Source organism: Pseudomonas taetrolens (genome assembly GCF_900475285.1).
Lineage (GTDB): Bacteria > Pseudomonadota > Gammaproteobacteria > Pseudomonadales > Pseudomonadaceae > Aquipseudomonas > Aquipseudomonas taetrolens.
Window position 1 is genome coordinate 1951459 of the sequence record NZ_LS483370.1, and the last position, 18844, is coordinate 1970302.

The 18844-nt window shown below is 59.5% G+C and carries 17 protein-coding genes; 11 read left to right on the forward strand and 6 right to left on the reverse strand.

Translation table 11 applies throughout. From position 1 onward, the window contains the following. The first annotated feature begins 4 nt into the window (after positions 1-4). The 7 genes from DQN55_RS09085 (at position 5) to DQN55_RS09115 (ending at position 9112) form a co-directional block, all read left to right on the forward strand. Complete coding sequence (locus DQN55_RS09085; RefSeq protein WP_048383400.1) at positions 5-2422, forward strand: efflux RND transporter permease subunit; 2418 nt, start codon at positions 5-7, stop codon at positions 2420-2422. A gap of 175 nt (positions 2423-2597) precedes the next feature. Next, positions 2598-3842: a helix-turn-helix transcriptional regulator gene (locus DQN55_RS09090; protein ID WP_048383401.1), complete on the forward strand. Its 1245-nt coding sequence runs from the start codon at positions 2598-2600 to the stop codon at positions 3840-3842. A gap of 101 nt (positions 3843-3943) precedes the next feature. After that, positions 3944-4711 (forward strand): SDR family oxidoreductase, encoded by a 768-nt coding sequence (locus tag DQN55_RS09095; protein ID WP_048383402.1) that lies wholly within the window; start codon positions 3944-3946, stop codon positions 4709-4711. Positions 4712-4744: 33 nt separating this feature from the next. Continuing rightward, positions 4745-5578, forward strand: coding sequence for an SDR family NAD(P)-dependent oxidoreductase (locus tag DQN55_RS09100; RefSeq protein ID WP_048383403.1), 834 nt, complete (start codon positions 4745-4747; stop codon positions 5576-5578). Positions 5579-5755: 177 nt separating this feature from the next. After that, positions 5756-6793, forward strand: a complete 1038-nt coding sequence (locus tag DQN55_RS09105) for a Rieske 2Fe-2S domain-containing protein (RefSeq protein WP_048383404.1) — start codon at positions 5756-5758, stop codon at positions 6791-6793. 34 nt (positions 6794-6827) lie between these two features. Next, positions 6828-8018: an MFS transporter gene (locus tag DQN55_RS09110; RefSeq protein ID WP_048383405.1), complete on the forward strand. Its 1191-nt coding sequence runs from the start codon at positions 6828-6830 to the stop codon at positions 8016-8018. Positions 8019-8098: 80 nt separating this feature from the next. After that, on the forward strand, positions 8099-9112 hold the full coding sequence (locus DQN55_RS09115; protein ID WP_048383406.1) for an AraC family transcriptional regulator: 1014 nt from the start codon (positions 8099-8101) through the stop codon (positions 9110-9112). A gap of 114 nt (positions 9113-9226) precedes the next feature. Here DQN55_RS09115 and DQN55_RS09120 read toward each other — a convergent pair whose 3' ends face one another. From DQN55_RS09120 to DQN55_RS09135, 4 genes are all read right to left on the reverse strand, one after another. Then, entirely contained in the window at positions 9227-10768 is a 1542-nt protein-coding gene (locus DQN55_RS09120; RefSeq protein ID WP_048383407.1) for a SulP family inorganic anion transporter, read from the reverse strand. Between the two features lie 82 nt (positions 10769-10850). After that, complete coding sequence (locus tag DQN55_RS09125; protein WP_048383445.1) at positions 10851-11579, reverse strand: carbonic anhydrase; 729 nt, start codon at positions 11577-11579, stop codon at positions 10851-10853. 174 nt (positions 11580-11753) lie between these two features. Beyond that, positions 11754-12809: a permease gene (locus tag DQN55_RS09130; protein WP_048383408.1), complete on the reverse strand. Its 1056-nt coding sequence runs from the start codon at positions 12807-12809 to the stop codon at positions 11754-11756. Positions 12810-12943: 134 nt separating this feature from the next. After that, a complete protein-coding gene (locus DQN55_RS09135) occupies positions 12944-13720 on the reverse strand; it encodes an IclR family transcriptional regulator (protein WP_048383409.1) in 777 nt (258 codons plus the stop codon). A 173-nt stretch (positions 13721-13893) separates the two neighbouring features. Between DQN55_RS09135 and DQN55_RS09140 the strand changes: the two genes are divergently transcribed. The 3 genes from DQN55_RS09140 to DQN55_RS09150 all read left to right on the forward strand — a co-directional run bounded on the left by DQN55_RS09140 (position 13894) and on the right by DQN55_RS09150 (position 16726). Then, positions 13894-14655: an ABC transporter substrate-binding protein gene (locus DQN55_RS09140; RefSeq protein ID WP_048383410.1), complete on the forward strand. Its 762-nt coding sequence runs from the start codon at positions 13894-13896 to the stop codon at positions 14653-14655. Positions 14656-14715: 60 nt separating this feature from the next. Further along, positions 14716-15369 carry an amino acid ABC transporter permease gene (locus DQN55_RS09145; protein WP_048383412.1) on the forward strand — a complete coding sequence of 218 codons (654 nt, stop codon included), beginning with the start codon at positions 14716-14718 and terminating at the stop codon, positions 15367-15369. A gap of 67 nt (positions 15370-15436) precedes the next feature. Then, entirely contained in the window at positions 15437-16726 is a 1290-nt protein-coding gene (locus tag DQN55_RS09150) for an NAD(P)/FAD-dependent oxidoreductase (protein ID WP_048383413.1), read from the forward strand. Between the two features lie 26 nt (positions 16727-16752). On the opposite strand, the gene DQN55_RS09155 is transcribed toward DQN55_RS09150, so the two are convergent. Next, positions 16753-16977 carry a YgdI/YgdR family lipoprotein gene (locus DQN55_RS09155; RefSeq protein WP_048383415.1) on the reverse strand — a complete coding sequence of 75 codons (225 nt, stop codon included), beginning with the start codon at positions 16975-16977 and terminating at the stop codon, positions 16753-16755. A gap of 178 nt (positions 16978-17155) precedes the next feature. Beyond that, positions 17156-17827 carry a hypothetical protein gene (locus DQN55_RS09160; protein ID WP_048383417.1) on the reverse strand — a complete coding sequence of 224 codons (672 nt, stop codon included), beginning with the start codon at positions 17825-17827 and terminating at the stop codon, positions 17156-17158. A 261-nt stretch (positions 17828-18088) separates the two neighbouring features. Between DQN55_RS09160 and DQN55_RS09165 the strand changes: the two genes are divergently transcribed. After that, the gene (locus tag DQN55_RS09165; RefSeq protein WP_048383419.1) at positions 18089-18796 is read left to right on the forward strand and encodes a YoaK family protein; all 708 of its coding nucleotides are present in this window, start codon (positions 18089-18091) and stop codon (positions 18794-18796) included. The last annotated feature ends 48 nt before the right edge of the window (positions 18797-18844 follow it).

Below are 18844 nucleotides of genomic sequence, written 5' to 3' on the forward strand. Positions count from 1 at the left end.
AAAAATGAACGCTCCGCAATCTTCAATCAATCGAATGGTCGAGCGTACTGCCGACCTGTTGATCCGCTGGCGCAAGGGGTTGCTGGCGTTGTTCGTGCTGTTGACGCTTGCCCTGGGCTATAGCGCGACGCATACCCAACTGGACCCGGGGTTCAATAAACAGATCCCGGTGCGCAATGCGTTCATGGTCAATTTCCTCAACTTCAGCCAGTACTTCACCGGCGCCAACCGCTTTCTGGTCAGCGTGAACTGGAAGGGTGAAGGTGACATCTATAACCGCGAATTCCTCGAAACCCTGAATAAAGTCACCGATGATGTGTTCTTTATCAACGGGGTCAGCCGCTCCAGTGTGACCTCGCTGTTTACCGCCAACGTGCGTTACATCGAAATCACGGAAGACGGCTTTTTTGGTGATGTGGTCGTACCGCCGCGTTTCACCGGTTCCACCGATGACCTCGGGCAGGTGCGCAGTAACGTCGCCCGTTCGGGCCAGGTTGGCCGTCTGGTGGCCAATGACCTGAAGTCCTCGATGGTGCGCGCGGACCTGCAGGACATGGATCCGCAGACCGGCAAGCCGGTGTCCTATGCCGAAGTAGCCCAGCGCCTTGAAGATATTCGCGCCAAGTACAGCAACGACAATATCGAAATCAATATCGTCGGCTTTGCCAAGCTGGTGGGCGATGTGGTGGATGGCCTGAACACGGTGATCGGTTTCTTTGTGATTGCCTTTGTTATCACCGGGCTGTTGCTGTGGCTGTATTCGCGCTCATGGCGCCTGACAGTGGTGGCCCTGGTGGTCGCGCTGTTGCCCGTGGTCTGGTTGCTGGGCCTGTTGCCGTTATTGGGGCTGGGCATCGACCCGATGTCGATTCTGGTGCCGTTCTTGATCTTCTCGATCGGCGTGTCCCATGCGGTGCAGATGACCAACGCCTGGAAACAGGACGTGCTGGCCGGCAGCCCGTCGGTCGAGGCTGCGCACAGTGCCTTCTGCAAGATTTTCATTCCCGGCTCGCTGGCCCTGCTGATGAACGCCCTCGGGTTTGGCGTGATCATGCTGATCGACATTCCTATCGTGCATGAGCTGGGGGTCACGGCCTGCATCGGGGTGATGCTGATGATCATCACCAACAAGCTGATGCTGCCGATCATCCTGTCGTATTTGAACCTTGAACGCAGCGCCATGGCCAAGGGGCTTCAAGCCCGGGGCAAACACCAACTCTGGTGGAAGCTCTCGGCACTGGCCGAGCCTAAACCGGCGCTGGCGGTGTTTGCCATCAGCCTGTTGCTGTTGGGGCTGGGCGCTTACAAGGCCCGGGACCTGGCCGTCGGCGATATCGGTGTCGGGGCGCCGGAGCTGCGTGCCGATTCGCGCTACAACCAGGACAACCAGAAGATCATCAACAGCTATTCCATTGGCCTGGATGTGATGTCGGTGTTTGTGCAACTGAACGGCATTGAGGAAGGCTGCCTGGCACCCCAGGTGATGCGTGCGGTGGAGTCGTTCGACTTTCAGGTGCGCAGTGTAGAAGGCGTGCAGTCAGTCCAAAGCGTCGCCGGGATGGGCAAGAACGTGATTGCCGGCAATAACGAGGGCAATCCGCGCTGGTCGGCGATTCCCGGTTCAGAGCGAGGCCTGAGCCAGGGCGCCCGGGCTTACATGCCTGACGACGGACTGGTCACGGAAGGCTGCCAGCGCATGCAGATCCTGGTGTTCCTCACCGACCATGAAGGCCCGACCGTGGCCCATGTGGTCAATGAAACCCAGCGCATTATTGCCGGGCTGCAGACGCCTGAGGTGCAGTTTTTGATGGCGGGCGGCAACGTCGGCGTAATGGCGGCCTCCAACGAAGCGGTCAAGCAAGCCGAGGTGGTGATGCTGGCCGCGCTGTTTGGCTCGGTGGCACTGTTTTGCTGGATGACCTTTGGTTCATTGCGGGCGGTGCTGTGCATTCTGGTGCCACTGGCGATTGTGGCCATTCTGTGCAACGCCTTGATGGCGACGTTGGGGATCGGTCTGAAGGTCGCGACGTTACCGGTGATGGCGCTGGGGGTCGGGGTCGGGGTCGATTACGGAATCTATCTGTACGAGCGCATTCAGCATGAAATGGCTGACGGCAAAGATTTGCGCAACGCCTTTTACCTTGCCATGTGCCAACGGGGTACGGCGGCGGTATTTACCGCGCTGACCATGTCCATCGGGGTCTGTACCTGGGCGTTTGCACCGCTCAAATTCCAGGCGGACATGGGGATCCTGCTGTCGTTCATGTTCCTGGTGAACGTCCTGGGGGCGATTTTCCTGCTGCCGGCGCTGGCTGCCTGGTTCAACCTGGGACGGCCGCTGGTCAAGTCCCGTGTGCATTGTGCTGCGGCTTCGGCGGGGCATTACCCGCTCAAGCAGAGCGTGGCCGCCAAGGACGCCTGAAACCACTGAAATAGAGGGCTGGACGGGCTTGTATGGCGATGAACATAAAGCCACACTGAGGTGTTTGCGCGCCATTGTTTCAATCAATGATGCAGGCGCGCAGAGGCAAGCCGCTGGTTATAAGAACAATAAAAAGGGCAGGTCTTTGAACCTTGCCCGATGCGAGGAAAAATCCGTGGATACAGTGACCTTGAATCACCAAACCCTGGCCAGTCTGGGGCTCGAATTGGCCGATTACGATCAAATGGTCGGCAGCTTCTATGATGGCGCGCTGGATCCGAAGGTCATGGGGCGCACGTTGTGCTCGGTGCGCGACATGTTCAAGGCCAATTACGCGACGTTGATCCTGCGGGTACCGGATCAGCCGGACATGTGCCTGATGATTGTTGCCGGGGACATCGAAGGCGAGGGCGAGCTGACTTACCAGACCTACCCGCAAACCAATACCCCCTTTGTCGGCCAGGCACTGGATGAGGTGTTCACCGTTGAAGACCTGATGAGCGAGTCGGAATGGGTCAACTCGGCGTACTTCAAAGCGTATTGCGCGCAACAGAATGTTTACCATGTGATGGGTGCCGACATCTCGACCCCGGAGGGCGGCAAGCTGCGTTTTCGCTTGACCCGACCGAAAAACGCCCCGCAGTTTTCGGCTGGCGAACGGGCGCTGTGCAGCATGTTCCTGCCGCACTTGCGCCGGGCCTTGCACCTGCACAACCTGCTGGACCGCAGTGAGTCCATGAGCGAGTTGTATGCGCAAGCCATCAGCCGCTTGTCGGTGGCGACGATTGTGCTCGACGAAACCGGCAAGGTGTTGAGCCTCAATCCGGTCGCCGAAGAAATCCTCAAAAGTGCCGACGGCCTGAAAGTGGTCGGCGGCCGCCTGGAAGCCACTTACCCCAGTGACAACCGCGAACTGCAGCGCCTGGTCAAACACGCGTTCAGCCAGGAAGTACGCGAAGGCGGGGTGACGGCGGACGCCATGTCCGTGACCCGGCCTTCAGGGCAGGTCAGTCTGGGCCTGGTGGTTGAAGCGATTCCTTCACTGGAATGGGCCGAAGGCAAGAGCAAGCCGGCGGCGGTGATCTACATTCGCGACTCGGTGGGCAAGTCTCTGGCCAGTGAGGTGGTGACCAAACAGTTGTTCAACCTGACCAAGGCTGAAACCGCGCTGGCGATGGAGCTGGCTAACGGTTTGTCATTGGAAGAGGCGGCCGAGAACCTGAATATCCGGCGCAACACGGCCAGGGCACACCTGCGTTCGATCTTCTCCAAGACCGGGGTGCGCCGCCAGACCGAGCTGGTGAGGATTCTGTTGAACAGCGTGGTCGCGTTGGGAAAGCCCAAGAGCGCCTTGCGAGCGGCTGATGCCGTGATCGTGCCGGCACCACAGCTGGCGCGGCCGATTCGCCAGAGCGCTTGAGGGCACGCGGGATCTTGCTTGCAATGACAGCGGCGGTTGCCGCTGCTGTCCATTGATCGTCAACCAGGCGCCGGTCGCCTGCATCTTCAAAGGAAAATCATATGCCAGTTACAGCTGTCAGCGGTTCCGCTTCCGGAATCGGCGCCGCCGTGTGTGCGGTATTACGTGCTGCGGGTCACCGCATCATCGGGATTGACCGGGCGAATGCCGAGGTGATCGCCGACCTGTCCAGCGCAGAAGGCCGTCAGGCTGCAGTGGCGCAGGTGCTCGAGCAGTCGGGCGGTGTGCTGGACGGGTTGGTGTGCTGTGCGGGGCTGGGGGTAACAGCTCCCTCCAGCAGCCTATTGCTGGCGGTGAACTATTTCGGCGTCAGCCAATTACTGGACGGTCTGGTCGATGCTCTGGCCAAGGGCGAAAACCCGGCCGCGCTGGTGATCGGTTCGGTCGCGGCCACGCAGCCGGGTGCCGATCAACAACCGATGGTTGAAGCCTTGCTGGCGGGGGACGAAGCCAGGTCACTGACGCTGGCCAACGACTTGGGGCAACCCCATGTGGCTTATGCCTGTTCCAAATACGCCGTGACCTGTGAGGCACGACGCAAGTCGGTGCCTTGGGCAGCCCAGGGCATTCGTCTGAACGTGGTGGCGCCGGGTGCAGTGGAAACCCCCTTGCATCAGGCGGCCAAGGACGATGCGCGTTACGGCAAATCGGTCAGTGAGTTTGTCGCACCTTTGGGACGCGCCGGACATCCCGAAGAGATCGCCCAAGTGGTGGCGTTCCTGCAATCAAGCCAGGCCAGCTTCGTGACGGGCAGCGTGATCTTTGTCGATGGCGGAATGGACGCCATGGTGCGCGCTCAGCGCTTTTGATCTGTGCGGGTAGTTAACCCCTGAGGAAAACCCATGAATAAAGTGGCATTTATTACCGGCGCCAGCCGTGGCATTGGCCGTGAAACCGCGCTGGCATTTGCCCGCGCCGGTTTTGATCTGGCCATCAGCGCCCGCAGCCTGGAAGAAGGCGAAAGCCATACCCACGGTTTGCGTAACCCGGATGGCACTGCACTACCGGGCAGTTTGAACGCGACGGCAGCCGCCATTCGCGAGCTGGGGCGCAAGGCGCTTGTCGTGCGCATGGACCTGCTCGACAGCGCCTCGGTACACGCCGCCAGTGAGGCAGTCTTCGCTGAATATGGCCGGGTCGATGTGCTGGTCAATAACGCGATTTACCAGGGCAGTGATCTCAACGCACCGTTCATGGACTTGCAGCCCGAAACCCTTGAACGGGTCTTCCAAGGCTATGTGATGACGCCTTTCCTGCTGACCCGCGCCGTGGTTAGCCACATGCTGGAGCAGGGCGGCGGTGTGGTGATCAATGTCACGTCCGGCGCCGGAGAAACCGATCCGCCTGTCGCGGCCGGGAAGGGCGGCTGGGGCTACGCCTACGGGGCGGGCAAGGCTGCCGTGTCGCGGTTGTCCGGGATCCTGTCGGTGGAGTTCGGCGATCGCGGCATCCGTGCCTACACCCTCAACCCGGGGGTGGTGACCACCGATGCCTTGCGCGCCACGATTGGCGACAAAGGGGTGATTGCCTTGCGTGCCGGCTCTGCTCCGCCCGACGTGCCGGCGGCGGTGATGCTCTGGCTGGCCACCCATGAGGCAGCGGTCGATCACCAGTGCAAGACCCTGCACTGCCAGCCTTTTGCCCGTGAGCACGGGATTGTGGCCGATTGGCGCTGAATGTCGCTGATTCACCGCAGCCGCAGCCGGCTCTGAGGTCACGGCCTGAGTGGCAGCGCCTGCGGGGAGGGTCCGCACAGAGGGGCGTCTAGTCCAAGTGAACGATGAGGCCTCCGGGTACCTCGGTGAAGATCAACCGGGTTCATGCCCTGGCCCTTAACCTGAGGAATAATAAAAATGACTAAACTCGCAGAAATCCACGTCGAGAATGCGTTATCGCCACGTTTTGGTCGTGGTTGGCATTGCTTGGGTGAAGCGGATGAGTTTCGTGATGGCAAACTGCACACCCTGAATGTGTTTGGCACACGATTGCTGGCTTATGCCACCTCGAAAGGTGATATCAGCGTCATGGATGCCCACTGTCCGCACATGGGCGCCGACCTGTCCCAGGGCACGCTTGAAAACGATCGCGTCGTTTGCGCCTTCCACCATTGGCAATTCGATGCCAGTGGCAAGTGCGTGGAAATCCCTTATTGCAAACGCATTCCGCCCAAGGCCAAAACCCGTACCTGGCAGACCTGTGAAGTCAACCAGCTGCTGTTTGTCTGGAACAACCCTGAGGGCAAGCCCCCTGCCGAAGGTGTGGTGATCCCGCATTTGCCGGAAATGGACAGCGATGAATGGCTGCACTCCTGGCACATGGACAAGCTGATCATCAACACCAACCCGCGCGAGCTGGTCGACAACCTGGTGGATGCCCAGCATTTCGGCCCGGTCCACGGCACGCCAACCAAATACTTCCACAACGTTTTCGAAGGACACATTGCCCAGCAGATTTTCCACGGTGATTCCGAGCGCCTGGGCGGAGATCTGGTGGCCGAGTCGGCCTACTATGGCCCGGCTACACACCTGACCCGCATGAGCGCCGTGTTTGATGGCCAGGAAATCAAGTCCATCCTGCTGAACTGCCATGTGCCTATCGGTCCCAACAGTTTTGAACTGCGCTTTGGTTGCATGGTGAAGAAGGTTCCGGGCTGGAGCGAGGCCCAGAACGAAGCACTGGCGCTGGATTACGTGCAGCGCAACCGCGAGTCGTTCTACCAGGACGTCGATATCTGGACCCACAAGATCCGGGTCAACAACCCGGTATTGGCGGAGGGCGACGGCCCGGTGTATCAGCTGCGCGAGTGGTATCAGCAGTTTTTCACGGATGAGACCAGCGTGCCGGCGAGCATGGCCGAACGCCGCGAAATCACCACGGTCGATCATCGCTGAACGATGATTTGAGCCAAGGGGAAGGGCAGTGCCAATGACGGTGAATCAACGCAACGTGCTGATATGGATGCTGGCGGCGAGCCTGGCATCGACCATTGGCGGCTTGCCCTTCAATACGCTGCCCATCCTGCTGGGTTCATTGGCAGACAGTTTTGGCTTTGAGCCGACACACATCGGTTTACTCGGTTCGGTGTGCTTTACCGGCTATCTGGTGGGAACACTGGTAGCCGTGGGCTTTATCGACCGTTGCAACTGGCGCGCACTGACGTTTACCTGTGCCGCGGGCTCGGCTTTGGCCTTGCTGGCATCTGCGCGATTGCCTGCAGCCGCGCAGTTGCCGTTGTGGGCCTTGATTGGTTTTTTTGCTGCAATGATGACGTGTCTGGGCCTGCGGATCATGGCGCAAATGCCCAACAAAGAGCGGGCATTCGGCATGCGCCAGGGGATTGAGCTCGGGTTGGTGGCGCTGGTGCTGTTTGTTTTGCCTTCGATGGTGATTGCCCATTTTCAGTACGCCGGTGGCGCGCTGGTGCTGGCGGCAATGATTTTGTTACTGAGCCTGAGTGCTTTTGCATTGCCTCGGCGCAGCGAGTTTTCGGAAAAGGTTGATCTGGCGAAAGACAGTTCCCTTCAAGGCCGTTTTCGCTTCCCGGTGCCCGCGTATTGGGCACTGGGGTTTTTCTTTGTGTTTGGCGCCGGACAGATAGGCCTGTGGGCGTTTCTTGAGCGTCTGGGGCACGGGCTGGCTGTTGAGCCTGCACAAATGGGCATCGTATTTGCGGTGCTCAAATTGCTGGGTGGCGCAGCAGCGCTTGCACTGGCCCTGATCGGTGACCGACTGGGTCCTCGCTGGCCCCATGTGCTGGTGCTGGGGGTGATCAGTACCGGCCTGTTGTTATTGGCCAAGGCGCAGGGTTTTGCCTTGTACGCACTGGGCGCCTGGATTTGGGAGGTAGGTTTCTGCTGGGGCTGCATCTACCAGACTTCTGCCGTAGCCCGGCTTGATCCGAGTGGACGCGCAATCATGTTTATTCCTGCTGCCTTTGCCCTGAGTTCTATGGTCGGCCCTGCGCTCGCCGGACAACTGGTGGCAGGCGGCTTTGCCGGTCTACTGTGGCTGGCTTTGGCCACAGCGGTGGTGCCGGTGGTAGCGTTTGCCGGGCTGCTGGCCCGTCGGTTGGCGTTGCGCCCGGTGCTGTTGAGCACCGCCGATTCAGCCGCATGAGATCAAACCCTGCTGGCTTTTTGATCCACGCTGCTTAAGATGGCCGACATATAAAAACCATCGGGCTTGGATCTGGGCCAATGTTGAACAAAGACACGATCTCTATCCACCTGGTGCGCGAAGCGCTGTTGCAGAGCTGTGCGCCGGGCCACGCCATGCAGGACGTCCTGAACAAGGTCGGCATCGCCCCCGGGTTGCTGAGCGAAGTGGATGCGCGAGTGCCGGCCACGGTCTATGCGCGGTTGTGGCGGCTGCTGGCGCAGCGTCTGGATGATGAGTTTTTTGGGATGGATCCGCGCAAGCTCAGATCAGGCAGCCTGGCGTTCATGTGCCGTGCCGCAATGGCCCAGCCCACCCTGGCACAGGGGCTGGAGCTGGCGCTGGAATTTCTGTCGCTGATGCTGGAGCGCCTGCCGGCACGTCTGGTGCGTCAGCAAAGCCTGGCGGAAATTGTCCTGCTGGAACCCGAAGGTGAATCGAACCGGGGGTTCGCTTACTTCACCTATTGGATGATTGTGCACGGTGTAGCATGCTGGCTGGCCGGCCGGCGGATTCCGATTCTGGCGATTGAGTTGCGCTGTACCGCGCCCGACTACTGCGAAGACTACGCAGTGATGTTTTCGGAGAACCTGCGCTTTGATCGCCCGCGGACGCGGATGATTTTTGCTGCGGATTGTCTGGATCTGCCGATCAAGCGCAGCCCTCAGGAGCTGCAACGGTTTTTGGCCCAGGCACCGGCCAATATTCTGGTTAAATACCGCGATCCGCAAAGCCTGGCGAGTCAGATCAAGCACTCATTGCGCCAATTGCCTGCCGCTCAATGGCCAGAAACACAAGGCCTGGCCCAAGGGCTGTGCATGTCCGCCTCGACCTTGCGCCGTCGTCTGGCCGAAGAAGGACAGACCTACCAGGGACTCAAGGATGGCGTACGCAAGGAGTTGGCGATTGGCTGGCTGGCCGAACCCGACCTGAGCTTCGCCGACATCGCCTTGAACCTGGGTTTTGCCGACACCAGCTCCTTCTACAAAGCCTTTCGCAAATGGTCCGGTACCAACCCGGGGCATTACCGCAGCTTGATCGTGGGCGGTGGGTGAGCGGTTTAACAAGCTCTGTAGCTGCTGCCGAAGGCTGCGATGGGGGCGCAGTAGCCTTGTTTTGAAGGTCCTTCGGCCCTTTTCGCAGCCTGCGGCAGCGGCTACAAGCCGTGATCAGGCAGGTGCCGATCCGATGCCGGTGGTCATGCGGGTACGTCCCTCCAGACGCCGTTTCAAGCCGCGAGGCTCGATCAACAGCTTCGAGCCGTTGGCCGCATTCGCCCGCGCCCACTCTTCGAGCAATTCAAGGCACGAGTGATCGATGTAGCTCAGGTTATTGAGCGGCACATGCACCGTGCTACCGGCGGGTACGCGTGACAACACTTGAGTCAACGCCGGCACCTTGAGGAACGTTGCCGCGCCGCTCAGGCGCAACTCCATCTCACCGGTTCCGGGCAGCTCGACCACGCTGATTTTCAGTCGCGACGCTTTCCATGCCAGCTTGACCAGTGTCAGGCCGAACCCTACCAGCACACCGGTCAGCAAGTCGGTAAAGATGATGGCCAGGGCCGTTGCCGCATAGGTAAACATAGGCATTCGCCCGTAACGCCCCAGGCCACGAAAGGCCTTGAGATCCACCAGCTTGATCCCGGTATAGACCAGCACGCCCGCCAGGCTCGCCACCGGGATGCTTTGCAGCACACTGGATAGCAGCAGCACAAACGCCAGCAGCCACAGGCCATGGAATATCGCTGAATAGCGCGTGGTGGCCCCGGCCTGGACGTTGGCCGAACTGCGCACGATCACGCCGGTCATGGGCAGCGCACCGAGCAAGCCGCAGAGCATATTGCCAACCCCTTGGGCGGACAGCTCCTTGTCAAAATCCGAGCGTTGCCCACTGTGCATGCGGTCAACCGCTGCCGCTGACAACAAGGTTTCGGCGCTGGCGATAAAGGCGACCGCGAAGGCGGCGATCAGCAGGTTGGGGTCGGCCAGGTTCAACAGGTCGGCAGGGCGCAACCAGTCGATTGCGTCAGCCAGGTTTTCCGGAACGTTCACCCGTTTGACCTGTAAGGCCAGTGCCAGGCTGACCACGGTGGTCAAGCCTACACCGAGTAGGGCGCCGGGGATAAACCGCAGGGTTCGCGGCCGGAACTTGTCCCACAACCACATCACCAGCATTGTCGCGAGGCCGAGCAACCCGGCCTGCCAGCCCAGTCCGCCTCCCAGGGTCGGCATGGCCTCGGCCAGTGCTCCAGGGAAGCCTGTCAGGTTATCCAGCCCCGAGGGCTTGGGAGCACCGTCGAGCATGACGTGCACTTGCGACAGCACGATCAGTACCCCGATCCCCGCGAGCATGCCGTAGACCACAGCCGGGGCGGTGACACGAAACCAGCAGCCCAGCCGCAAGCGCCCGGCCACCAGTTGTAGAAAACCTGCCAGGAGCAGGATTGGACCGAGCATGGCCACGCCATGCTGGCGGACCAGTTCGAAGACCAATACCGCCAGCCCGGCTGCCGGGCCGCTGACTTGCAGCGGGGACCCCGCCAGCCAGCCGACCACCAGACCACCGATGATGCCCGTGATCAGGCCTTTGGCTGGTGGCATCCCGGAGGCGATGGCGATACCCATGCACAGAGGCAGGGCGACCAGAAACACCACCACGGAAGCCAAAAGCTCCCGTGGAAAAACCGCTTTTAATTGCGCAGCACGCATGATGACTCTCCCTGGAAAATCGTGAGACAGGGTAAGGCCTGACTGCTTTTGAGCAGCCACAGCGTTACTCGATGATGACGGTTTAGAAGCGCGCTTTAGGTGTCGCGCAAGGGATTGCCAGGGGATTGTCCAGGGGCAGGAAACATCCCTGTTCTGCATCGTAGGCTTTGATTTGACTGGTCTCGATGTTGTAGATCCAGCCGTGGATAAACAACTGGCCGTTGGCGATGCGTGAGGCCACCGACGGATGAGTGCGCAGGTGCTGCAACTGCGCGATCACATTTTCTTCGGTCAGAATGTGCATGCCTTCGGTTTCGTTGGCGCAATCGCAGTTCTCTTGCACCATGGTCTTAGCGACCTCGGCGTGGCGTAGCCAGGCTTTGACCGTGGGCATTCTCTCCAGGCTTGCCGGGTTGAGCACGGCCCGCATCGCTCCGCAATCGGAGTGCCCGCAGATGATGATGTGTTGTACGCCCAGGGCCAGGTTGGCGTATTCAATGGCCGTGGACACCCCGCCGTTCATCTGCCCGTAAGGTGGTACGACGTTGCCGACATTACGGGTCACGAACAAGTCGCCGGGTGCGCTTTGGGTGATCAGTTCAGGAACGATTCGCGAGTCTGCGCAGGCAATGAACATTGCCCGTGGTCGTTGGGCGGTGGCAAGCCTTTTGAACAGGTCTTTCTGTTGCGGAAAGACCTCATGATGGAAATGCATAAAACCTTCAACTATGTGCTGCAGCGCTGCATCGGCATGTTCCGTATCGTGACAGGCAGTAGCTGCAGCCAAAGGCTGGTTGTCCTTGGTACTCATCATTCGTCCTCTTTGCCAGTGCCAGGCCAATAGCCTGTTAAGTTCAGGGCGGGCCTTTTGTGACCCGCTGGTCACGTTACTGACCTAAACTTAACCAAACCTTAATTGGACGCTCTAACACGGACCTTTGGTGATGGCAAAAGGCATTCCGTCTACAGGTTCCGCTGCATGCTGTCAGAGCAACCACAGCCCCACGAGCCCGCTGATGACTCCGACCAGCATGGTCATCAGCGCAACGCTGACCAGCACCCGAGCGTCGAAGTCTTTGCGCAGCATCAGTAGCGACGGCAGACTCACGCTGGGTAAGGTCATGAGCAGGGCTACGGCCGGTGCCGTGCCCATGCCCAGTGCCATCATGGTCTGCACAATCGGGATTTCAGCAGCCGTCGGAATGACAAACAATGTCCCGATAATGGCCAGCGGCACCAACCACATCAGGTTGTCGCTCATGGCACCGTCTACATGGGGGAACAACCAGACCCGTGCCGCGCCCAGCAGCAACACCGCCAGCAGATACACCGGAATCGTGTTCCAGAACAGCTGCCACAAAGTGCGGCCCCAGCGGCTGAAAAAGCTTTGCTGATTGATCACGCTCGCTTCGGACACGGCTTCCAGCGCAGCTTCAGGAATGGTTTCAGGACGCGAGATGCGTTGCGCGATCAGCGACACCCCAATCACCAGTACCAGGCCGGCCACCAGACGCAAGGCACTGAAGCCCCAGCCCAGGACAAACCCCATAAATACCAGCGTGGCCGGATTGAGCACCGGGTTGGCGATCCAGAAGGCCAGTGCGGCACCCACCGAGACGTTTTGTCGACGCATGCCGGCCGCCACCGGTGCGGCACAGCAGGTGCACATCATGCCCGGCAAAGCGAACAGGCCGCCGCGCAGGGTTGAACCCAGGCCGGCTTTGCCGAACAGGCGCAGCAGCCAGTCACGGGGAATCAGGACCTGAATCAGCGAGCCAAGAATCACCGCCAGTACGGCAGCTTTCCAAATGGCCAGGAAATACACCTTGGCATAGGCCAGAGCCGCGGCGATGGGCTCGCCCTGGTTGTCATTGAGGATCGAAGCGCCAATGCTGTGATTGTCTGCGGCGACAAACGCCTTGAAGTAGTAGGGCGACCATTTTACGTAGTACAGGCCAATACCGGCGACCAGCAGGAACAGCAGAGGCTTCCACCAGAATGACCAGCCGCGTATGGGTTTGGCTGAGGAAAGACTGGGCATAAAGAGTTACCGAACGTAAGGAAATTGCCGCGCATCATACGCCAATCCTGCCGATGCCGAACGTAGCCCGGTGCATATATGCCCCTGTAGTCGCTGCCGAAGGCTGCGATAAGACCGGGTCGCTCAACAACGCCTTACAACGTCCGGATCGAGTTGCTGATCGAGCGCGCACACTGGATAACGGAGGAGGCCAGTTTCTGTTCGGCGTCGGGCAGGGTCCAGCGGCTGCAGGGCACGGCCAAATGTACGGAGGCCACGGGTAGCCCATGGCTGTTGATGACAGGCGCAGCGATGGTCATGTCGCCGAGGAACATTTCTTCCTGGTTGGTGGCATAACCTTGTGCGCGGCTGTTCTGGATGCGTTTGAAAATGCTCGAGATGTCGGTCTGGGTGTATTGGGTGAACGTCACCCGGTCGCTGGATTCGAGCATGGCATGGATCTCGTCATCTCCCAGCACGCTGAGGTAAGCGCGTCCGGCGCCACTGCAGTACATGGGGATCCGGCTACCGATCGGCATGTGCACCGGGATGAATTTTGGTGCGACGAAACGGGCCACATAAACCATATCCAGTCCGTCCGGCTCCGTCAGGTTGACCGTCTCGCCGGTGATCTGATTGAGTTCGGCCAGGTAGGGGTTGGCAACGTCGACCAGAATGTCGGCCGCCAGGTAGTTGTAGCCAATCTCCATGACTTTTGGCGTTAGCTGGAAGCGCCGGCTTTGCGGGTGTTTGCGCACGTAGCCGAGCTCTTCAAGGGTATGGATCATGCGCTGCGCCGAGCTTTTGCTGATGCCCGCCACCTGTGCAATATCAGCCAGGTTCATGGTGCGCCGCGCTGCGCCAAACCCGCGAAGCACGGCCAGCCCCTTTTCCAGAGATTGATTGAAAAGAGGGTTGTTGTGATCACTCATGGTGTTTCCTTGGCTTTTGTACGGGCAGTGAATATCGATAAGCGATATTTATAAATCTCTTTACGATTTGAGCGAATTGGTTATAGTCGAAGCACGCTTTTTGTACCACAGGGCGCGACGGTTTTTTAGAGGCGTCATCAGGAATAATAAAAGCGATCACAGGGAGATTCGCCATGCAAAAACCATTTCAAGTGCTCACGCTTATGTGCGCAATGGCCACCGGTTTGATGGTGTCCGCCAGTGTCACAGCTGCACCCGTCTACAAAGTCGGTGCTACCGCCACAGGTATTCCGTTTACGTTCCTAGACATCAAGAGCGGAAACATCCAGGGCATGATGGTTGACGCGGTAGAAGCCGTCGGCAAGGCCGGGGGGTTTGATACCGAGATCCAGCAGACCACCTTCGCGGCTCTGATCCCATCGTTGACCTCAAGCAAGATCGACCTGATCTCGGCGGCCATGTTGAAGACCCCTGAGCGGGAAAAGGTCGTGAAATATTCCGACCCGATCTTCAGCTACGGCGAAGGCCTGATCGTGAAGGCTGACGACGCAAAACCCTACAAGAGCATGGATGACCTGGCCGGTGAAGTGGTCGGCGCCCAAGTGGGCACCGTGTTCCTCGATGCGCTTAACAAGCACGGCGGGTTCAAGGAAGTGCGCAGCTACGACTCCATTCCCGACATGATGCGCGACTTGTCACTGGGCCGGATCAAAGCCGCCTTTGGCGATCGCCCGATCATTGCCTATCAGCTGGCTCAAGGTAAAAACCAGGACGTAAAACTGTCAGACACCTATGTGCCGGTGGTCATGGGCGATGTGTGCCTGGTCATGCGCCAGGGTGACAGCGAGAAGCTGGCGCAGGTCAATCGCGGCATCGCGGCGATCAAGGCTGACGGCTCGCTGCAACGCATCATCGAGAAGTGGAAACTGAATTGATGGTCCTGCGGCCCTGGCAGGTCCGGGTGCCGCTTTATGTGGTGTTTCGCAGGTAGCTTTATGTTTGTCCAGGATGCGTTGGACTTTCTGCCCATTCTGTTGAAAGGGGCGGTGGTCACTGTACAGGTCACGGCGGGATCGTTCGTACTGAGCTCGCTGATCGGTCTGTTGTTTGCCTTGATGATGGTCTCGAAAATTCGTGCCATCGCGTTGTTCGCCATCGGCGTGGTCAACGTGATACGCGGGCTGCCGATTATCGTGCAGCTGTTTTACATCTATTTCGTATTACCCGACTTCGGTATCCAGCTCAGCGCCATGCAGGCCGGTGTGATCGGGTTGGGGATCGCTTATTCGGCCTACCAGGCCGAGAACTTCCGCGCCGGAATTCAGGCCATTGACCATGGCCAGATCGAGGCGGCGCAGTCGGTCGGCATGCGTGGCCTGATGATCATGCGCCGGATCGTGCTGCCCCAGGCGTTCCGCATTGCCTTGCCGCCTTACGGCAACACCCTGGTGATGATGCTCAAGGATTCTTCGCTGGTGTCGACCATTACCGTGGCCGAAATGACACGGCAAGGGCAGCTGATTGCCTCGTCGACCTTTGAAAACATGACGGTGTACACCCTGGTTGCGTTGTTGTACCTGTCTATGAGCTTGCCGCTGTCCTTTGGCTTGCGCCGTCTGGAAGCGCGTTTTGCACTGCGGAGAAAGTAATGATTGAACTCAAGGGGGCTGGCGGTCTTGCAGTGTCCGACATGGAGCAGGTTGGGGAGGCGCAGGGATGAAATCGTCGTCAATCAGGACATTACCGCCGTCGCTCTGGACGGCCACCGCTCGCCCTGCGGCATTGACCCCTGCCTTGAGTGAAAACAAGCAGGTGGACGTGGCGATTGTCGGCGCGGGCTACACCGGGCTGGTCACCGCACTGCGCCTGGCAGAGGCGGGCATCAGCGTGTGCGTACTGGACGCGGCCGAGCCGGGTTGGGGAGCCTCCGGCCGTAACGGTGGACAGGTGATTCCCGGGCTTAAATATGACCCGGATCAGTTGATCGAACGCTTCGGGTCGCAGCGCGGCGAGACGATCATTGAGGCCTGCGGCGGTGCGGCGGATGAAGTCTTTTCATTGATCCGCGAGTACAGCATTGCCTGCGATGCCAGCCGCAAAGGCTGGATCCAGCCCGCCAACTCTGCGACGTCACTCAAGGCACTGGAGCATCGCGCCCGGCAATGGGAGCAGCGCGGAGTACCGGTTGAGCTGCTGGACCGTGAGGCGGTCTGTCAACGTATCGGTTCACGGAACTACATGGGGGGATGGGTTGATCCGCGTGCCGGCAGCCTGCATCCACTCAACTATGCGCGGGGACTGGCCAAATCGGCGTTGGGCCGTGGCGTGACCATTCACAGCGATAGCCGGGTCACGGATTTACGCCGGATTGGCCCGAAGTGGCAACTGACTACGGCGCAAGGCCATACCGTGATGGCCGAACGGGTGTTGCTGGCGACCAACGGCTACACCGATGACTTATGGCCAGGCCTGCGCCAGACCGTGCTGGCAGCTAACAGCTTTATCATTGCCACGCGCCCGCTGTCACCCGAGCTGCGTAAAACCGTGCTGCCCGGCGGGGAAGTGTGCTCGGACGCGCGGCGTTTGCTGCTGTACTTCAAGCAGGATGCCCAAGGGCGGGTTCTGCTGGGCGGTCGAGGGCCGTTTGCCGAGCCCTGCCGTGCGGGTGACTGGGCGCATCTGGAGCGTTCGTTGGTCAACGTGTTTGCGCAGTTGGCGGGGGTGGCGATCGAGTACCGCTGGAGTGGTCGTGTTGCGCTCAACCAGAGCGTGTTGCCGCAACTGCATGAGCCGCAACCGGGGCTGTCGATTCTGCTTGGCTACAACGGGCGCGGGGTTGCGATGTCGGCCATGCTGGGCAAGCACCTCGCGGCGCGCATGGCGGGTACCAGTGATGACTTTCCGTTTCCGGTGACACCGATTCGCCAGATTCCTTTCCACCGTTTGCAGCGCCTGTATCTGGCAGCCGGTATCAGTTACTACCGGCTGCTCGACGCGCTGCATTGATCACGGCCGCCCTTTGCGCAGGGCGGTCAGTCGGCCTTCCTGATGGTGCCGACCTCGTCAGCCCTGACCTTGATACGTTTGCCTGCGATGTCTTCAAACTCATAGAAGCCGTCTTTGGTCTTGGTTTTCGGCATGTCTTTGGTCAAGTATTGCGTGCCGTTTTGCAGGGTCACCACGCTGGGTGTTGAGCAGCCCGCAAGCCCCAGCATGGCGACGATGACCAGAGGTAAACCGATAACGTTAATCTTCATGCTTGTACCTTGAGCTCTTCGCAAGTCAGGAGTGGATCGCACCGGCCTGGTTTGGCAGCCAGCGCTGGAAGGTGGTTGCTTTATCTGACAACGTTTTTTGCCGATAGTGCTGCGCACTGACTTCGAGGGACAGTGCGCTGGCAGCGCTCCGATGCGGCCTTTGACTGTTACGGGCTGATCAGGTCGGGCAGGCTTTGGTGCCGTTGTTCAGTTCTTGCTTGTCAACGCGGCTGAGCAGCGTTGCCTTGCCGTCATGCCAGGTCACGGTCAGTACATAGAGCGTGTCGAAGTCATGGGATGGCCAGTCTTCTGTCAGTGTGGTCTTCTTGCCCAGGGCTTCGCCCGCGACGCTGTTGATCAGTTCTGGCAAATAGCCATGAGACCAGGCGGTGTAGATCGTCGCGTTGTGGTATTTGTCTTTGGTCAATTCCCGGGCCAGTTGGCGCGTGTCATTGGCCGAAAACTCCAGATTGATCGGCAATCCTAGTTTGATGGCGCTGGGGTTGATGGTCATCAGCGGTCGCACGTAACTGTAGGCATCATCGTCGGCGCCTTCTTCAACTCGCCGCGACGGGTCCGCGGCAAATACATAGTTGGCATTACCGTACTTCAGTGGCAGCAGTGTCGCCAAATCGATGGCGCGGTTCAGTCCCTGGCAGGTCAGTTGGCCAAGGCCATCGGCAGGTTTCTCGGCATGACGCATGAACACCAGTGTTTGCACGCCGTCAACCGGCTCTGCAAATACTTTGTCCGCGTGGGATGTGAGGGTGACGGCAGCGGCAATCATCAACAGCGGGATCGCTGCCAGCGCGTAGGGCTTGAATCGGGATTTTAAAACGGACTGGGTCATGAGGCTCTTCTGATTACATCCATTAAGGCTGACCAACCTGGTCACAGCAGTCAGTAGATCCGCGTGTATATCCTTGTCGTTTATGTGCGTCCTATGCTTCTCGTCCTTGAGCAAAGTATTTATTAGACGCGTTTTTCGAAATTGGTTCGATACTACCTACAATTGATTCTGATTCATCCTACATAGACCTTAAGTTTAGGGTTTTTATGTGACAAGATTTTTTGTCTAACCTGCTTTTTCACCTTCATAAGGTCGTTTTCGATGCTTCCAGTACCGTTCAGGAAATCTGGCAACGCTGTGCACCTGCGTGTTCGCGCCTGGCGTGGGCGAGTGGGGCTGGGGTTGGTAGCAAGCCTTTCGGTACTGGCGGGCATGACCGATGCCATTGGCTTTTTGGCCACGGGTGACTTTATTTCGTTCATGAGTGGCAATACCACGCGGCTGGCCGTGGCCATCGGCGAGGGTAATCTGCAGAGCGTGGTGCGTTTGGTGGGTGCAGTGCTGGCGTTCGTGGTCGGCAATGCCCTGGGTATCATGATCGGACGCTGGGGTGGCCAGCGCGCGCTGCCACTGATGCTATGGATCGCCGGACTTTTATGCGCCGCCGCCCTGGTGCCCTTCGACTCACGCGCCCCTGCGATGCTGGCGGCCATTGTGGCGATGGGCATGCTCAATGCGGCAGTGGAGCAGGTTAACGGTTTGCCGGTTGGGCTGACCTATGTGACGGGCGCGCTCTCGCGTTTCGGGCGCGGGCTGGGCCGTTGGTTATTGGGCGAGCGGCCCAGTGGCTGGCGAGTACAGTTGGTGCCGTGGACGGGCATGTTATCGGGTGCGGTTATCGGTGCGCTGCTGGAAGCGCGCTTCGGCATCATGGCATTGCTCTTCAGCGCCGGGTTCTCCGTGGTGCTGGGCCTGGTGTCATTGAAAATTCCCCGGCGCTGGCAGCGCGACTACATGCCGCGCAAGTGAGCCCGGGTCGGATGACTCAAGTCGGTGCCCATCGTCGTCAATCCTGAC

Bases quoted from the DNA above. Each gene is read 5' to 3' on its own strand.
- DQN55_RS09085 (WP_048383400.1), top strand. From the start codon at position 5: ATGAACGCTCCGCAATCTTCAATCAATCGAATGGTCGAGCGTACTGCC.
- DQN55_RS09095 (WP_048383402.1), top strand. From the start codon at position 3,944: ATGCCAGTTACAGCTGTCAGCGGTTCCGCTTCCGGAATCGGCGCCGCC.
- DQN55_RS09100 (WP_048383403.1), top strand. From the start codon at position 4,745: ATGAATAAAGTGGCATTTATTACCGGCGCCAGCCGTGGCATTGGCCGT.
- DQN55_RS09105 (WP_048383404.1), top strand. From the start codon at position 5,756: ATGACTAAACTCGCAGAAATCCACGTCGAGAATGCGTTATCGCCACGT.
- DQN55_RS09110 (WP_048383405.1), top strand. From the start codon at position 6,828: ATGACGGTGAATCAACGCAACGTGCTGATATGGATGCTGGCGGCGAGC.
- DQN55_RS09115 (WP_048383406.1), top strand. From the start codon at position 8,099: ATGTTGAACAAAGACACGATCTCTATCCACCTGGTGCGCGAAGCGCTG.
- DQN55_RS09120 (WP_048383407.1), bottom strand. From the start codon at position 10,768: ATGCGTGCTGCGCAATTAAAAGCGGTTTTTCCACGGGAGCTTTTGGCT.
- DQN55_RS09125 (WP_048383445.1), bottom strand. From the start codon at position 11,579: ATGAGTACCAAGGACAACCAGCCTTTGGCTGCAGCTACTGCCTGTCAC.
- DQN55_RS09130 (WP_048383408.1), bottom strand. From the start codon at position 12,809: ATGCCCAGTCTTTCCTCAGCCAAACCCATACGCGGCTGGTCATTCTGG.
- DQN55_RS09135 (WP_048383409.1), bottom strand. From the start codon at position 13,720: ATGAGTGATCACAACAACCCTCTTTTCAATCAATCTCTGGAAAAGGGG.
- DQN55_RS09140 (WP_048383410.1), top strand. From the start codon at position 13,894: ATGCAAAAACCATTTCAAGTGCTCACGCTTATGTGCGCAATGGCCACC.
- DQN55_RS09145 (WP_048383412.1), top strand. From the start codon at position 14,716: ATGTTTGTCCAGGATGCGTTGGACTTTCTGCCCATTCTGTTGAAAGGG.
- DQN55_RS09150 (WP_048383413.1), top strand. From the start codon at position 15,437: ATGAAATCGTCGTCAATCAGGACATTACCGCCGTCGCTCTGGACGGCC.
- DQN55_RS09155 (WP_048383415.1), bottom strand. From the start codon at position 16,977: ATGAAGATTAACGTTATCGGTTTACCTCTGGTCATCGTCGCCATGCTG.
- DQN55_RS09160 (WP_048383417.1), bottom strand. From the start codon at position 17,827: ATGACCCAGTCCGTTTTAAAATCCCGATTCAAGCCCTACGCGCTGGCA.
- DQN55_RS09165 (WP_048383419.1), top strand. From the start codon at position 18,089: ATGCTTCCAGTACCGTTCAGGAAATCTGGCAACGCTGTGCACCTGCGT.